Source organism: Pseudomonas sp. AN3A02 (genome assembly GCF_011765255.1).
Lineage (GTDB): Bacteria > Pseudomonadota > Gammaproteobacteria > Pseudomonadales > Pseudomonadaceae > Aquipseudomonas.
Genome location: NZ_JAARNI010000007.1, coordinates 126,957 through 142,830, shown reverse-complemented (window position 1 = coordinate 142,830; position 15,874 = coordinate 126,957). Strand labels below are relative to the sequence as shown.

17 protein-coding genes are annotated in these 15,874 nt (G+C 61.6%); 11 read left to right on the top strand and 6 right to left on the bottom strand.

Annotated features, from left to right (window positions below):
- The 3 genes from purD (at position 1) to HBJ59_RS23185 (ending at position 4,954) form a co-directional block, all read left to right on the top strand.
- Positions 1–1,293, top strand: coding sequence for a phosphoribosylamine--glycine ligase (purD, locus tag HBJ59_RS23195; RefSeq protein ID WP_167664865.1), 1,293 nt, complete (start codon positions 1–3; stop codon positions 1,291–1,293).
- 102 nt (positions 1,294–1,395) lie between these two features.
- Positions 1,396–4,173: a hybrid sensor histidine kinase/response regulator gene (locus HBJ59_RS23190; RefSeq protein WP_167664864.1), complete on the top strand. Its 2,778-nt coding sequence runs from the start codon at positions 1,396–1,398 to the stop codon at positions 4,171–4,173.
- A gap of 184 nt (positions 4,174–4,357) precedes the next feature.
- Complete coding sequence (locus tag HBJ59_RS23185; protein WP_003217330.1) at positions 4,358–4,954, top strand: MarC family protein; 597 nt, start codon at positions 4,358–4,360, stop codon at positions 4,952–4,954.
- 1 nt (position 4,955) lies between these two features.
- On the opposite strand, the gene HBJ59_RS23180 is transcribed toward HBJ59_RS23185, so the two are convergent.
- From HBJ59_RS23180 to cobG, 5 genes are all read right to left on the bottom strand, one after another.
- Entirely contained in the window at positions 4,956–5,747 is a 792-nt protein-coding gene (locus tag HBJ59_RS23180; RefSeq protein ID WP_076017985.1) for a hypothetical protein, read from the bottom strand.
- Between the two features lie 302 nt (positions 5,748–6,049).
- Positions 6,050–7,690, bottom strand: a complete 1,641-nt coding sequence (gene cobJ, locus HBJ59_RS23175; protein ID WP_167664863.1) for a precorrin-3B C(17)-methyltransferase — start codon at positions 7,688–7,690, stop codon at positions 6,050–6,052.
- Entirely contained in the window at positions 7,690–8,421 is a 732-nt protein-coding gene (locus tag HBJ59_RS23170; protein ID WP_088424735.1) for a precorrin-2 C(20)-methyltransferase, read from the bottom strand. The genes cobJ and HBJ59_RS23170 overlap by 1 nt, the downstream gene beginning before the upstream one ends.
- The gene (locus HBJ59_RS23165; RefSeq protein ID WP_010174005.1) at positions 8,421–9,047 is read right to left on the bottom strand and encodes a precorrin-8X methylmutase; all 627 of its coding nucleotides are present in this window, start codon (positions 9,045–9,047) and stop codon (positions 8,421–8,423) included. Before HBJ59_RS23165 ends, HBJ59_RS23170 begins: the two co-directional genes overlap by 1 nt.
- Positions 9,040–10,341 carry a precorrin-3B synthase gene (cobG, locus tag HBJ59_RS23160; RefSeq protein ID WP_167664862.1) on the bottom strand — a complete coding sequence of 434 codons (1,302 nt, stop codon included), beginning with the start codon at positions 10,339–10,341 and terminating at the stop codon, positions 9,040–9,042. Before cobG ends, HBJ59_RS23165 begins: the two co-directional genes overlap by 8 nt.
- A 95-nt stretch (positions 10,342–10,436) precedes the next feature.
- Between cobG and cbiE the strand changes: the two genes are divergently transcribed.
- From cbiE to HBJ59_RS23140, 4 genes are all read left to right on the top strand, one after another.
- Entirely contained in the window at positions 10,437–11,642 is a 1,206-nt protein-coding gene (gene cbiE / locus HBJ59_RS23155) for a precorrin-6y C5,15-methyltransferase (decarboxylating) subunit CbiE (RefSeq protein WP_076017988.1), read from the top strand.
- Positions 11,639–12,364, top strand: a complete 726-nt coding sequence (locus HBJ59_RS23150) for a cobalt-precorrin-6A reductase (protein ID WP_167664861.1) — start codon at positions 11,639–11,641, stop codon at positions 12,362–12,364. Before cbiE ends, HBJ59_RS23150 begins: the two co-directional genes overlap by 4 nt.
- A 125-nt stretch (positions 12,365–12,489) precedes the next feature.
- On the top strand, positions 12,490–12,768 hold the full coding sequence (locus tag HBJ59_RS23145) for a hypothetical protein (protein ID WP_167664860.1): 279 nt from the start codon (positions 12,490–12,492) through the stop codon (positions 12,766–12,768).
- The gene (locus HBJ59_RS23140) at positions 12,765–13,253 is read left to right on the top strand and encodes a PIN domain-containing protein (RefSeq protein ID WP_167664859.1); all 489 of its coding nucleotides are present in this window, start codon (positions 12,765–12,767) and stop codon (positions 13,251–13,253) included. Before HBJ59_RS23145 ends, HBJ59_RS23140 begins: the two co-directional genes overlap by 4 nt.
- A gap of 58 nt (positions 13,254–13,311) precedes the next feature.
- Here HBJ59_RS23140 and HBJ59_RS23135 read toward each other — a convergent pair whose 3' ends face one another.
- Positions 13,312–13,551, bottom strand: a complete 240-nt coding sequence (locus tag HBJ59_RS23135) for a DUF6124 family protein (protein ID WP_167664858.1) — start codon at positions 13,549–13,551, stop codon at positions 13,312–13,314.
- 395 nt (positions 13,552–13,946) lie between these two features.
- Between HBJ59_RS23135 and HBJ59_RS23130 the strand changes: the two genes are divergently transcribed.
- The 4 genes from HBJ59_RS23130 to HBJ59_RS23115 all read left to right on the top strand — a co-directional run bounded on the left by HBJ59_RS23130 (position 13,947) and on the right by HBJ59_RS23115 (position 15,853).
- Positions 13,947–14,357, top strand: coding sequence for a DNA-binding protein (locus HBJ59_RS23130; RefSeq protein WP_167664857.1), 411 nt, complete (start codon positions 13,947–13,949; stop codon positions 14,355–14,357).
- Between the two features lie 135 nt (positions 14,358–14,492).
- Positions 14,493–14,888: a DUF2946 domain-containing protein gene (locus tag HBJ59_RS23125; protein ID WP_167664856.1), complete on the top strand. Its 396-nt coding sequence runs from the start codon at positions 14,493–14,495 to the stop codon at positions 14,886–14,888.
- 46 nt (positions 14,889–14,934) lie between these two features.
- A complete protein-coding gene (locus tag HBJ59_RS23120) occupies positions 14,935–15,417 on the top strand; it encodes a copper chaperone PCu(A)C (RefSeq protein ID WP_076017993.1) in 483 nt (160 codons plus the stop codon).
- 64 nt (positions 15,418–15,481) lie between these two features.
- Complete coding sequence (locus HBJ59_RS23115; protein ID WP_167664855.1) at positions 15,482–15,853, top strand: DUF2946 domain-containing protein; 372 nt, start codon at positions 15,482–15,484, stop codon at positions 15,851–15,853.
- Positions 15,854–15,874 lie beyond the last annotated feature (21 nt).

Genomic DNA, 15,874 nt, shown 5'->3' with positions numbered 1-15,874 from the left:
ATGAATGTTTTGATCATTGGCAGCGGTGGCCGTGAACACGCCCTGGCCTGGAAAGTTGCCCAGGACCCGCGCGTCCAGAAAGTTTTCGTTGCACCCGGCAACGCCGGCACCGCCATTGAAGCCAAGTGCGAAAACGTCGCCATCGACGTGCTGGCCCTTGAGCAGCTGGCGGACTTTGCAGAGAAAAACGTTTCCCTGACCATCGTCGGTCCGGAAGTGCCATTGGTAGCCGGCGTTGTGGACCTGTTCCGCAGCCGTGGCCTGGACTGCTTCGGCCCAACCGCCGGTGCCGCCCAACTGGAAGGTTCGAAAGCCTTCACCAAGGATTTCCTGGCTCGCCACAAGATCCCGACGGCCGACTACCAGAACTTCACCGAGATCGAGCCGGCCCTGGCTTACCTGCGTGAGGTCGGTGCACCGATCGTGATCAAGGCCGACGGCCTGGCCGCCGGCAAAGGCGTGATCGTCGCGATGACCCTGGCCGAAGCCGAAGACGCCGTGCGCGACATGCTCGCCGGCAACGCTTTCGGTGAAGCCGGTTCGCGCGTGGTGATCGAAGAGTTCCTCGACGGCGAAGAAGCCAGCTTCATCGTAATGGTCGACGGCAAGAACGTGCTGCCGATGGCCACCAGCCAGGACCACAAACGTGTAGGCGACGGCGACAGCGGCCCGAACACCGGCGGCATGGGCGCTTACTCCCCTGCTCCGGTAGTAACTGCCGAAGTGCACGAGCGCGTGATGGACCTGGTGATCTGGCCAACCGTGCGTGGCATGGCCGATGAAGGCAACGTGTACACCGGTTTCCTGTATGCCGGCTTGATGATCGATAAAGCCGGTAACCCGAAAGTCATCGAGTTCAACTGCCGCTTCGGCGATCCGGAAACCCAACCGGTGATGCTGCGCCTGCAATCGAGCCTGGTACTGCTGGTGGAAGCGGCGCTGGCCCAGGCCCTCGACAAGGTCGAAGCCCAGTGGGACCTGCGCCCAAGCGTTGGCATCGTGCTGGCCGCCGGCGGCTACCCGGCCGACTACGCCAAGGGCGATGTGATTGAAGGTCTGGATGCGGCTGCTACGCTGGAAGGCAAGGTGTTCCACGCGGGCACCGCGCTCAAGGATGGCAAGGTTGTCACCGCCGGTGGTCGCGTATTGTGCGCAACCGCCATGGGCAGCAGCGTAGATGCCGCCCAACAACAGGCTTACAAGCTGGCGGCGAAGATCGACTGGAAAGGCTGCTTCTACCGCACCGACATTGGCTACCGCGCCATTGCCCGTGAGCGTGGCGAAAGTCAGTAAACAGCTATCCGTTCGGTTAGGCAGGGGCCCTTGGCCCTTGCCCTACGCTTGTGGCCCCGCGCATAGTTATACCCATGCATCAACCTACGAAGGGATTTCGCCGTGCGCTGGCTCAGGATCGCCATAGGTTTCACTGTCAGTCTGCTGACCTTGCTCTGCTTGTTTCCAGCCCAGGCTGCGGCACAAGGCAGTGGCTGGGCGGTATTGCTTGATGAACAGGCCGATCTGCAACTGAGCGACATCCGCTCGCCCCGCTACATCAATCAATTCAGCCCCATCGAACTGGACCGGATTACCGCCGCGCAACCGGACGGTGCGTTGTGGGTGCGCTTCAGGCTGCAACCCGGCAAGCACGAGCAGGTGCTACGGGTATTCGCCCCGGACCTGGCACACCTGAACCTGTACGTGCTCGACGGCGACACCCTGGTGGAGCAGCAAGCCACCGGCACCCGCCAGCCCCAGGCCGAGCGCCCGCTGCCCAGCAGCGACTTCATGCTGCCGATGCCCCAAAGCCAGAAGCCGCTGGACGTGTACCTGCGCATGGTCTCGGAACACGAGCTGCGCCCGTACATCACCCTGGAACCCGCCGTACTCGCGGCGGCCAACCAGAACCAGACGCTGATCTACGGGCTGCTGTTCGGCTGCCTGGTGATGCTGATCCTGCACAACCTGACCCGCTACGCCTACCATCGCTCCCGCAGCAGCCTGTGGCTCGCCGCCTGCGAAGTGTTGTTGCTGCTCAGCCTGGCGCTGCTGCTCAACCTGGTCGGGCCGTGGCTGCCGAACTGGCACGCGGTACAGACCCCCGGTGCGTACCTCGCCCTGCTGCTGACGGCGCCGTGCGGGCTGATGTTCGCCTATCGCTTCTTTACGCCTCTGGGCCCGCATCCGCTGAACAAGCTGTTGATGGCGGACATCCTGTTGATCGTCCTGAGCGGGCTGTTGCTGTTGTTCGTCAATACGCTGCCGCTGAACATCATCACCTACGCGTTGGTGGCGCTGGCCGGCCTGAGCATGCTGTTCGTCTCGGCCTATCACTGGCAAAAAGGGTATCGCCCGGCGCGCCTGTTCATGGTGGCGATGGTGATTTTCAACATCGGCACGCTGATTATCCTGCCGGCCTTGCTGGGCCTGACATTGGTAGCGCCCCAAGGCTTGATCGTTACCCTGCTCGGTTTTATCTGCCTCAGCGGCCTGTTGATGAGCCTGGCCTTGGGCGAACGCCAGCGCGCCATCACCGAAGATAACTTCAGCCTCAGCCGCGACCTGGCCGCCAGCAATGCCGAGATCGCCGCCAAGGCCGAGTTCCTGGCGAAGATCAGCCACGAAATCCGTACGCCCATGAACGGCGTGCTGGGCATGACCGAACTGCTGCTGGGCACGCCGCTGTCGGTCAAGCAGCGCGACTACGTGCAAACCATCCACAGTGCCGGCAACGAATTGCTCACCCTGATCAACGAGATTCTCGATATCTCCAAGCTTGAGTCCGGGCAGATCGAACTGGACGACGTGCAGTTCGACCTCAACGCGTTGATCGAAGACTGCCTGAGTATTTTCCGCGCCAAGGCCGAGCAGCAAAACGTCGAGCTGATCAGCTTTATCCAGCCCCAAGTACCACGGGTGATCAGCGGCGACCCGACGCGCCTGCGCCAGGCGCTGTTGAGCCTGCTGGAAAACGCCCTGCAAAAAACCGATGAAGGCGAAGTGCTGATCGTGGTGGCGCTGGATGAGCGCAGCAGCAAACCGCGCCTGCGCATTGCGGTGCAAGACAGCGGCCTGCCAATGGAGCCCGCCGAGCGCGACGCCCTGCTGCACAGCGAATTGCACAGCAAGAATTTCCTGTCTGCTACACGCTTGAGCGGCCATCTGGGCCTGGTCATTGCTCGCCAGTTGATCCTGTTGATGAACGGCGAGTTCGGCATCAAGAGTGGCAGCCAACAAGGCAGCACCCTGTGGCTGACCTTGCCGCTGGACCCGGAACGTCTCGAACATCCCACCTCCGACCTCGACGGCCCGCTCAAGGGCGCGCGCGTGCTGGTGGTGGACGACAACGACACCTGCCGCAAAGTGCTGGTGCAGCAATGCACGGCCTGGGGCCTGAACGTGAGTGCCGTGCCTTCGGGCAAGGAAGCCCTGGCGCTGCTGCGCACCAAGGCGCACCTGCGAGACTATTTCGACGTGGTGCTGCTGGACCAGAACATGCCCGGCATGACCGGCATGCAACTGGCGGCGAAGATCAAGGAAGACCCGAGCCTGAACCACGACATCTTGCTGATCATGCTCACCGGCATCAGCAATGCGCCGAGCAAGATCATCGCGCGCAACTGCGGGATCAAACGCATCCTCGCCAAACCGGTGGCCGGCTACACCCTCAAGACCACACTGGCCGACGAGTTGACCCAACGCAGCAAAGGCACCGTGCAACCGCGCCAGCCGGCGATCAGCGCGCCAGCGCCTGTGACGGTGCCGAGTGATTTCCGGATCCTGGTGGCTGAAGACAACAGCATCTCCACCAAGGTCATTCGCGGCATGCTCGGCAAGCTCAACCTGCAGCCGGACACCGCGAGCAATGGCGAAGAAGCCCTGCAAGCGATGAAAACCCAGCGGTATGACCTGGTGTTGATGGACTGTGAAATGCCGATCCTCGACGGTTTCTCCGCCACCCAGCAACTGCGGGCGTGGGAAGTCAGCAACCAGCGCATTCGTACGCCGATCGTGGCGCTGACGGCGCACATTCTTTCGGAACACAAAGAGCGTGCACGCCAGGCCGGGATGGATGGGCACATGGCCAAGCCGGTGGAGTTGTCACAGTTGCGCGAGCTGGTGGAGTATTGGGTAGCACAGCGGGCACAACGCCCCGAGCACGCCCCGACTTCCTGACACGCCCCACCTGTAGGAGCGAGCTTGCTCGCGAAGAACCCGAGAGCGCCGCGTTAAACCAGAAAGCCCGCGTTATCGTTAACGACCTTCGCGAGCAAGCTCGCTCCTACAGGGGATCAGTGCAGCCCGTTCGTCACAGGCCTGATAAACTCCCGCTCGCCCTCCTTCGCTGTGAGCTCCCACCATGCTCCACGTGTTGTTCAGCGTTTACCTGAAGATGCTGGTGCTCTACAGCCCCTTCTTCGTGCTTTCCTGCTTTATCAGCCTGACCCGCGGTTACTCCAGCAAGGAGCGGCGACGCCTGGCCTGGAAAGTGGCCCTCGCCACCCTGGTATCCAGCGTGTTGCTCTACCTGTTCGGCCGGGTGATTTTCAGTGTGTTCGGCATCACCGTCGACGCCTTCCGCATCGGCGCCGGCAGTGTGCTGTTTATCTCCGCGCTGGGCATGGCCCAGGGCAAGTCGGCGGTGCAGACCGACAACGTGCAGCAGGACGTGACCATCGTCCCGCTGACCATCCCCCTGACCGTCGGCCCCGGCACCATCGGTGCGCTGCTGGTGATGGGCGTCAGCCAGCCGCACTGGGACGACAAGATCACCGCAATCCTCAGCATTGCCCTGGCCAGCCTTACGGTGGGCGTGGTGCTGTACCTGTCCAACCGTATCGAACGCATCCTCGGCGACCAGGGCTTGCAGATTGTCAGCCGATTGATGGGGTTGTTTGTGTGCGCCCTGGCCGCACAAATCATCTTCACCGGTGTACGCGGCTACCTGGTGCCGTAGGTCAGATCCTGTATTGGGCGATAGCCTGGCGGACCTTGTCCCCTGCGCTGTCGCGCAGCAGTTGAATCGTGGCTTCGTTGACCACCGAGCTGTTCAGCACCAGGCAGGTGCGGCCACTGAAGGCTTCAACGGACGCACTGTCCCACTCCAGAAACGGCATGCCCAACTGCTTGCTGACGCCGTGGGAACTGTAAGTCACCAGCACCATCGACACTTCCCCCGCCGTTTCCGAACACGACGCCAAGCCGAAATCACCGCCCTCATGGGTCGTGATATTTCGTTTGAATAACTCAAATGAGGCCGGGAGTTGCTTCAAGGCTTCGATAGCCTCCCCCACCCGTTTGGGCAGAGCGCTGATCAATGGTCCCGACAGGAATGTCGAGGCTACCGTGGCCGCCACCAGGTTCAGCGCCGCCAACTGCACCGACAACCCCTTGCGAGTCGTGTAGACCCGCTCGAAACTGCTCCTGACCGGCATCCACCCAAGGCTGCTCATCACGTTGATGAATTCGTTGTACCAGGCCTCCGTGCCCCGGGCGATCCGCAACACATCGCTGACGTAGCTGCTCGCCAGCAAATAGCTTTTGCGGGTGTACTCCTTGTTGAGACTCGTCATGCCCTCCACGAACGACATGACGCTGTTGTTCACCACCGCCGCGTTCATCTCCTCATCCCCTTCGGGCTGCACCGCCGGGCTCAAGCCCGACGGCAGGCTGGACGCGTCCGGAAGCCGGTAAGTGGCAATCAGCCTCCTCCTTTTTGCGCTGTTGATCCGTCTGTTGTTTCGCTCCATATCCATTTCTCCATAACCCCCAACATGGGGCTCAACGCCAACACTAGTCGAGTTGCCGGGGATTTTGAGCTGCTGGAAATTGACCACAGAACGCGCGGCGACACGCAGGAAAAAATCACTGCAGGCGGCGCAGGTGAGTAAACGTTGGGGATGAACCGGTGGTGCGCAAAGGCGTCGTATTTTTCTTCAATCAGTAGAGAAAGGTATGACCCGTCCCGACGCAAAAAGCACTCGGCAAGCAGACCTTTCTTCCATCACCTGATGACTTTTTCAAGGCAGCCCCGTTGCGGGGCCACCCTTTTTCAGAAGGCCGGCTTATCGCCATACCAACGTGGCGTGTACACCCACTCGCCACCACCGGCCCGGGGAAATACGCAGGTGGTGGACGAACCGATCAGCACCATGGTGCGCATGTCCACCTGGTCCGGTGTCAGTTGCCCCAGCGTTGTGACGCGCAAGGTCTGGCCCGGGCGACCGATATCACGGCCCAGCACCACCGGCGTTTCGGCCGTGCGATGCTGCGCGACGATCTCCAGGGCGCGCCCCAACTGCCAGGGCCGAGCACGGGAAATCGGGTTGTAGAACGCCAACGCCAGGTCGGCCTGGGAAGCCAGGTCCAGACGCTTCTCGATGATCGACCAGGGCTTGAGGTTGTCCGACAGCGACATCACGCAGAAGTCATGCCCCAGCGGCGCCCCCGCCTGTGCCGCCGTGGCGAGGGATGCCGAAACACCCGGCAGGATCTCCAGGTCGACCTGATGCCAGGCCGGGTCGCTGGACTCGTGCAGGGCCTCGATCACCGCAGCCGCCATGGCGAATACGCCAGGGTCACCCGAGGACACCACCACCACCGAACGCCCCTGCGCCGCCAGCTCAAAGGCGTGACGGGCGCGCTGCATTTCTTCGCGGTTGTCGGTGCAGTGCTGGATTTGATCCGGGCGGAACGGCCCAGCCATGCGTACGTAGGTTTCGTAACCCAGCACGTCGGTGCAGCGGGCCAGTTCGGCCTTTACCGCCGGCACCATCAGTTCGGCAGCGCCAGGGCCCAAACCGATGACCGCCAGGCGGCCACGGGGACGTCCGACCTGGGACAGGTCCAGAGGTGCATCGGCCACCGTGATTGCGATGTCCGCTTGGGTCGGCAGACCGGCGAAGCGCAACGGCACGCCCAACTCGACTGAAGCTTCATGCAACGACGAATTGGCCATCTCGGTTTCAGCCGCCAGCAAAACCGCCAGGGACTGCACGGCGAGCCCTGCCTCCTGCAACGCCGCACGAATGCGCGCGGCCAGTTGCGGCCCCGGCTGGCAGGTGACCAACACGTTCTTCGGATAAATCAGCAACTCATTGGCTGCAGGCGTGCGCTCGGCACTGCCGACGTGAATCGCCAGACGCGCCTGCTGATCTTGCGGTAAGTTGGCCTGATCCAGCCACGGCGCCGCGCCTTCAATACGTACCGATTCGCCAGCCAGCAAGTCGGAAACAAAGCGCTTGCCGAGCTCCAGATCGCCGAGCTGATAACCGCTGGGCGGGTTGAGCAGGCAGGTGCCGAAACGCAGTTCGCCACTGGTGGTGATCGCGGCGGCAACACCCAAGGCGGCGGCGATTTCCCGCGCCATTACATTCACGCCACCCAAGCCACCAAGCAGCGGCACTACGGCGCTGCCGTCTTCGGCAACCGCCAGCACGGCAGGCTCGACGCCCTTCTCCAGCAGCAGCGGCGCCAGGGTGCGGATCACAATCCCGGCGGCGCACAACGCGATGATCGGCGTGCCCTGTTGATACAACTGGCGCACGGTGGCACCGAATTCGTTATAGGCCTGATCTGCGCCCTCGACCCGACCGGCCAAGCCGTGGATCAGCGCATCGGGATACACCTGCTGGATAGCCCGGGCAGTGGCGAGACTGCCCTGCCCCAGAATGACAATCGCGGGAGCCGTCATCAGCCTTGCCACCTTTCGCCGGGAACGATGATCAGCGAGAAGTACGGCGAAGAGGTTGGATCGACGTCGCTCAGGGCGACGATTTTCTGATTGGCCATGGTCGCGCGCTCGACGTACAAAGCCCGGCTCGCCAGCCCCAACTCTTCAAGCACCTGACGCACCTTGGTGAAGTTGCGCCCCAGCTTCATGATCACCGCCGCATCGGCATCCGCCAGGCGACGCTTGAGTTCGTCATGGGGCAATACGCCGGAGAGCACCGACAGGCTCTGGTTGCGATACACCAGCGGCGCACCCAGCACGGACGCGCCGCCGAGCATCGAGCACACGCCCGGGATCACCTGGGCTTCATAGCGCTCGGCCAGACGGTCGTGCAAATACATGTAGGAGCCGTAGAAGAACGGATCGCCTTCGCAGATCACTGCCACATCGCGCCCGGCGTCCAGGTGTGCGGCCACGTCGACACTGGCGGTGTCATAGAAATCGCTGATCACTTGCTCGTACGACAGCGGCGCCGGCAACACTTCAGTGGTCACCGGGTACACCAGCGGCATCAGGGTTTGCTGTGGCACCAAATGGTCTTCAATAATGCCGAAAGCGTTGCCCTTCTTGCCCTTGGCCACGAAGTACGCCACCACCGGCGATTCGCGCAGCAGGCGCAGGGCCTTGAGGGTGATGAGTTCCGGGTCACCGGGGCCTACGCCCAGGCCAATCAAACGTCCGCGTGCCGGCATTATTCGACCTCCGTGGCCAAGGCGTTGACCGCGGCGGCGGCCATCGCACTGCCGCCCAGGCGGCCTTGCATGATCACGAACGGTACGCCGCGGCTGTCTGCCGCCAGCATCGCCTTGGATTCGGCGGCGCCGACAAAGCCCACCGGGAAACCGAGGATCAGTGCAGGTTTTGGCGCGCCGGCGTCGAGCATTTCCAGCAGGTAGAACAGCGCTGTCGGCGCATTGCCGATCACCACCACGCTGCCTTCCAGGTGCGGGCGCCACAGCTCCAGGGCGGCGGCGGAACGGGTGTTGCCCAGCTCGCGGGCCAACTCCGGCACGCTGTCATCGCGCAGGGTGCAGATCACCTGATTATTGGCCGGCAGGCGCGTACGGGTCACGCCTTCGGAGACCATCCGCGCATCACACAGGATCGGCGCACCGGCGGCCAGGGCTTCACGCCCGGCCTTGCCGGCACCTTCGGAAAATTGCAGGCCGTCGATGGCGTCGACCATGCCGCAAGCATGAATCACCCGCACGGCGAGCTTTTCCAGGTCGGCAGGAATGCGATCCAGCTTGGCTTCTGCGCGAATGATCGCGAAGGAGTTGCGATAGATCTCCTGACCGTCGCGGATGTAATCAATCATCGGTGTTGCTCCGTGGGTGGGCGCGCAACAAGGCGCCCGCCGCTTCAATAGAAAGAGTGCGCGCGCGCAGGCGGCCGAAACCGGGCTGGCCTGCGTCGCGAAAATAGAGGTCGTAGTGGCCTGGGCTCACGGCCAGCAAGGTGACGGGCGCGGTGTGTGCGGCCGCGCAGGACCGCGGGCAGCCGGACAGGTGCACGCTGTGGCCGGGCGCGAGCGTTGCCAATTGCAGGGCGTCGGTCTTGGTGTCGGCCAGGCCTTTGGCGCACCCACTGGAACCGGTGCAGGCGATCAGGCGCGCCAGGGGTTGGTCCACCGAGCACAAAAAGCCAAGCCGTTCGAGGCGCTCAATGACCGCCGCCGCATCACGGATATTGGGCAGCAACAGGCCCTGCCATGGCGTGACACGCAGGGTGGCGTCGCCATGGTCGACAGCCAATTGTGCGGCGCCCCTGAGCATCGCCGAATCCAGGCGGCCCAAGGGTGCGACGGCGGCGACGTAGACCTGGTTTTTTTGGCGCTGTGGATAACTTCCCAGGTGCAGCGGCGCGGAGTTGGGGCGCCTTGAAAAGCCTTCAACCGGCTGCAAGGGCAGGTTTAGTCGCTCGATAAAGTTATCCACAGCGGTTTCGGCCAGCAGGTGGCGCATCCGGGTTTGATCGGGCCGGGCCAGTTCAAGGAACAGCTCCAGAACCGCCACCACCAGTGCATGCCCTTGCGCCAAAGGCACGGCGGCCAACGGCGAGTCCTGCGCCGGGCAGCCTGCCAGGCCGAACGCCAACAGCGTCTCGCCGTTGGCGTCGAATGCCGACAGCCACAGGTCGTGATGATGTTCGAGCATTGCCAGCGCTTCACCGCCGTCCAGTTGTACGGCGAACTTGGCCGACAGTTCATGGAATCGCGGGTGGGTTTCCAGGGTGGTAAGGATTTCGTCGGCCAGCGGCCGTGTGTCGAACAGCATCTCGCGGTCAATCCCGGCGCTGGGGCTGAGCATCAGATTGCGCACATCGTCACCGGCGGCGCTCCTGGGGCCCAGGTCAGCCGCCAGCAAGGCGACGATCAATGCGTCGTGCCCGGCGCCTATTCCGCGAATTTGCAGGTTGGCGCGGTTGGTTGCCTCGATCACACCGCCGGCATGGGCCTGGGCCGCATCAGCCACGGCAAATGCCTGCTCGGCGCGGATCGAACCACCGGCCAGCTTGATCCGGCAAATCCCGCCGTCCAACGCCTGGACAATACGAAGCAACCCCGGACAGGCCGAGGGGCGCAAGGTATTGGACAGTGGTGTTGGTTTCACAGGGCTACCGGTTCACGGGTAAAGGCGCGGTATTATGCCTGCTTTGTCCGGCGGCATGAAAAGCCTGCCCGTCGGATGTCGTTCAAGGAATTCATATGTCGCCCTGGCTGACGGTAGTAGGCATCGGTGAAGACGGCTTCAAGGGCCTGGGCAGAAACGCCCGGCACGCCTTGTTACGCGCCTCGCGCATTGTTGGCGGCCAACGCCAGCTGGACTTGTTGCCGGTGTGTATCCGCGGCGAACGCCAGTTGTGGCCCAGCCCGTTTTCCCTGGAACCGGTGCTGGCCAAGCGTGGTGAAGCGGTGTGCGTGCTGGCCAGCGGCGACCCGATGTTCTATGGCGTAGGCGCGAGCCTGGCGCGGCAGGTGCCCGCCGATGAGCTGCTGATTTTGCCGGCGCCCTCTTCCGTGTCATTGGCGGCGGCACGTTTGGGCTGGCCATTGCAGGACGTGGTGACGCTGTCGGTGGTTGCCCGACCGTTGGCAGCGCTGAATGCGCACCTGGCCAGCGGCGTGCGTTTGCTGGTGTTGAGCAATGACGGCCAGAGCCCGGCGGCGATGGCGGCGCAGTTGGCTGAGCGCGGGTTTGGCGCAAGTCGCCTGAGCGTGTTTGAACACCTCGGCAGCCCGGATGAGCGGCGCATCGACGGCATCGCCCGGGATTGGCCAGGTGAACCGATTGCTGCCTTGAACCTGGTGGCCATCGACTGCGTGGCCGACGCTAACACCGCGCGCCTGTCACGCCTGGCGGGGCTGCCGGACTCGGCCTTCAAGCACGACGGCCAACTGACCAAACGCGACGTACGCGCCATGACCCTCGCCCGCCTCGCGCCGATGCCCGGCGAACTGCTGTGGGACGTGGGCGCGGGCAGCGGCTCCATCGGGATCGAATGGATGCGTGCTCACCCCAGTTGCCGCGCGCTGGCGATCGAAGCCGATGAAGGTCGGCAACTGTTGATCGAACACAACCGTGACGCCCTTGGCGTCCCCGGCCTGCAACTGATTCGCGGCACCGCGCCCCACGCACTCGCTGGCCTGGAAGCACCCGACGCCATCTTTATCGGCGGCGGCGTAACCCGCGACGGCGTCCTCGACACCTGCTGGCAACACCTGCGCCCCGGTGGCCGGCTGGTGGCCAACGCCGTGACCCTGCAAAGCGAAATGACCCTGATGGCCTGGCGCGAACAACACGGCGGCGAGCTGACCCGCATTCATGTGGCCCAGGCCCAACCACTGGGAGACTTTGATACCTGGCGCCAGGCGCTGCCGATCACCCTGCTGGAAGTGATCAAGCCGCTATGAAACGCATCCTGCTGCTGGGCGGTGTGACGGAAGCCCTGGCCATTGCCCGCACACTGGGCCCCGAGCATATCTACAGCCTGGCGGGTGTTGGCCGCGTCCCCACCGACCTTACGTGCCAGGTGCGCGTCGGTGGCTATGGCGGCGCGGAAGGTTTGGCGCAGTTCATTCGCGATGAAGGTATCGAGCTGGTGCTGGACGCGACCCATCCGTATGCCGCACAGATCAGCGCCAACGCCGCCCGTGCCGCGTGTGTGTGTGGCATTCCCTGCTGGGCCCTGCGCCGCCCGGCGTGGCAGCCACAGGCCGGTGATGACTGGCGCGAAGTCAGTGACTGGGCGGAGTTGATTGAAGCCCTGAAACCCTTCAAGCGACCACTGTTCACGCTGGGCCGTGAACCGTTGCAACACCTCGACGAAATCCCCGCCGAGCAGTTCTGGACTTTGCGCGCACTGGATGTGTACCCCGGCAATGAACGCTGCGAAGTGATCGGCGCCCGTGGGCCGTTTTTGATCGAGGATGAGCGGGCATTGTTTGAGCGACGGCAGATTGATGTGCTGATCAGCAAGAACAGCGGCAGCACGGCTACCGAGCCGAAGCTGGAAGTGGCACGGGAGCGGGGGGTGCCGGTGTTGGTGTTGAGGCGGCCGGTGTTGGTGGCGGTGGATCAGGAGCTTTTGTCGCCCGCAGAAACAATCGAGTTATTGGCAGATTTCATTCGATAGATCAGGATCATCGCCCACCTCTATCAACTCTATTTGTGACTAAAGGGACGGCGATGAATCCACAACATGAAGTGCTACACTCCAGAAACAGTTCAAGCCAGACTCAATTCTATTCAGGAGCTGACATGATAGACGTCAAAGAAGCCGTGCAAGTTGCCAAGGCAGCAGCCAATGACTTTCTCGGCCAGGAAACAGTGCTTCAGGACTTGATGCTTGAGGAAGTCGAGTTAAACCCAGGCGACAAAACGTGGGCAATAACACTTGGCTTCAATGTTCCAGCCCCTGATAAATATGAACGATTAGGCGCATCTCTAGCGGGACAAATGTACGCAAAAAAATATAAAACATTCTTTATTGACTCGGAGACTGGCGAGTTCCGCTCCATGAAGATCCGCGAAGTATGATCGAAACATATATCCGGCAATATCGAAGAAAAGGAATCATAGTCGACACTAACCTGCTGCTCTTGGCACTGATCGGAGGCACACCCAGTATTGCAGGCTTCAAAAGAACAAGCGGGTACACCGCCAAAGATTACAAACTTCTGCTTAACGTGATTGATCAATTCGAAAAGCTTACTTCAACTCCTCATATACTTGCGGAAGTCAGCAACCTTACAAACGGGCTTTATGGGAGCAAGCTACACGACTTCTACGCAACATTAAAAAAATCATTATCGACAGTCATTGAGATTCACTGCCCCGCTCTTGATATAAGTTGCGATTATGAGTTGTCGCCCTATGGCCTTACCGACGTCGGCATTATCTGGGCAGCCAAAGATAATTATCTGGTTTTGACAGATGACCTAAGAGTCGCTGGATTTGCTCATCAGCACAGCGTAGATGTCGTGAACTTCAATCACATACGGGAAGCAAGCTGGGACGTTTAAAGGCGTCTCACAGGATCATTCCCACACATCAGCGCAGGAACGATCGATCATCGAAGTGTTAAATGCGTTGTCCGGCACTTTCGTGCACCCGATCAGCCAGTAACTCCGCCAGTTCGATCAACTGAGCGACGCCCAACAACTCCTCTCGCTTCGATCCTTCCAGGCTAAACGCTAAGTCGCAACTCAGCGCGTTGGCCGAGGCGAGTGTTTCAATGAGGTTGACCAACAGGTCTTCGGTGCTGATTCCGTCGGCTACGGTGAACAGCCGAAAGGGGGGATTAGGGGTAGGTTTAATCATTGTGAAGCTCCTAAGGGACGTGGAGCTGCCACTGATCGCCGCGACGCGATGGAAGGTGGCAGCTGTGCGCAGGTTCGCGGACCGGTCCCTAGGCAACCCGGCATACCCGAAGGTATCCCGCGCACAGCCACCATAGCGCCGCACAGTAGACGATAAAAAAGCGCCAACTGAAAGCAGACGATGGCGCTTAGCGCCTATAGGGATCCGGGCCGCGACGCCCGACCGCTGAGTTTGCAGCGGTGTACGGAGACTAGAGATTGCGTTTCCTAGGGACAACCTCAAATCACTGTCGGAAATTTCTGTGGAGCATTCCCGTATCCAGGTTGCATGGAGGCCCAATGAGAAGCTGCCTACACCAACACCAGAACCCGCTGACTACCGGAATAAGTATTCCCTTGGCGATGATCTTCAACATTTCGTCCACCGACGTTAAACATGAGGTTCATCGCATGACTGAAAAATCCCGTCCCCGACGCTTAACTCGACCTGCTGAACATACGATTATCGAACACATAATCGGGAATCCCGAGCTTGCGCACGCGCTTGGCCTTGAAGCGGACGCATTGAAATCAGATGAGCCCGACGTCGCAGCACGATTAAACCAATGGCTGGAAAAAGCCCAATGCCTGCCTGACACAAAGACACAGTTCACGCGCTTCGATGCTGCAAACCATCTACGCACACAAGAAGAGATCGACGCTTATCTGGAAGCCTGCATCGAAGAAGACCCAGGCGATGGTTCATTGGTCAGCACAGCGCGAGAGACCATTGCCCGAGCAACCCGCAGGCTGAATACCAGGCAATAGCCGAATACAATCCCTCAGTTCCCGTCTATCCTCAAACCCAGCACTGCGACACCAAACCACACCGCGCCTTTTTACTTATCCCCCCCGATCAGGCTAAATACCCACCTGATCGTTTAACCCTACGGATTGTCCGCCATGGCCCGTCAACGCTTTGCAATTGCCTGGATAGCCTGCCTTGCAGTGCTGTTCAATGCGTTTGCCATGCCGCTGGCGAGTGCGATGCAGCAGGCGGATGACCCGGTCAAGCAATTGCTGTGGGGCAGTTTCTGCTCCTCCAACGGCACGAAACTGACGGCCATTGCCCTGGGCAAGCTGGAGATACCGGCGCCACAGCAGGACGATCACTCCACCATGCAGCATTGCTGGTGCTGCTCGGGCTCGGCGCCTCTGGTCGCGCTGCCCGGGCACACACCCAACCTGTATTTTGCTCGATTCGAAGCGGTGCAAGACCTGCCGCCGCCGTCATTGCAATCCCCTACCCCGCGCCAGCAATGGCCGAGCCTTAACCCCCGCGCCTCTCCAACGGTCTGATTTCTTCGCAAGTGAACTGCGTTTAGAACCGTTCTGGAGAACTGCCATGCTCAAATCTTCCCTGCTTCTGGCTGCGTTGTTGCTGCCGGTGTGTGCTGCTGCCAATGCCGAAGACTTCAAGGTCGGCGAACTGGTGGTCAGCGAACCCTGGTCCCAGGAACTGCCGCCCAACGCGCCGACCGTCGCGGCGTATTTCGTGATTCATAACCAGGGCGAGCATGCGGATCGCCTGCTCAGCGTCGACACGCCCGTGGCCGCCAAGGCCGAGCTGCATGAGCATGTGATGCAGGGCGACCTGATGAAGATGCAGCAGGTGACCAGCGTCGCGGTGCCGGCCAAAGGTGACCTGACGTTCGCCCCCATGGCCTACCACGTGATGCTGCTGGACCTGAAGGACCGCAGCGTCTTGCGCGATGGCCAGCATTTCCCGCTGACCCTGAATTTCGAGAAAGCCGGGCCTGTAAAGGTGGAAGTGTCGGTGCAGAAGCAACCGCCCATGGCCGGCCACGAGCATATGCACGCCCAATAGATCATTCTTGATGGGCGCCCCACGCGCCAGGTTGTCCCCGCACCGCCGTAAGCCTGTAGGCCTCATGCGCGGCAGCTGGATCAGCCTGTTCGCCATGCTGATGATCTTTATCGGTCCGCTGATTTCCCAAGCGATGCCGATGGATCATCACGCCGGTATGTCCATGGAAATGCCCATGGACGGCCCGAGTTGCCATGGCGACGCAAAGCCCCCAGCCGAACACAGCAAGGCCCCCGACGAGCATCACGTGCTCTGGGAAAAGTGCGGCTATTGCAGCCTGCTCTTCAGTTGCCCGGCGCTGCCTGGCAGCGTGTCGTTCGTCACCCTCGGCAGCCCGCCGCCCGCCAACGCCCTGACCCCCGCCCCACGCCTGGGCCATGCCCGGCAAACCGTCTTCCCCGGCGCCCGCAGCCGCGCCCCGCCCATCATCGCGTAAGCACTTCACACCGTTACTTCA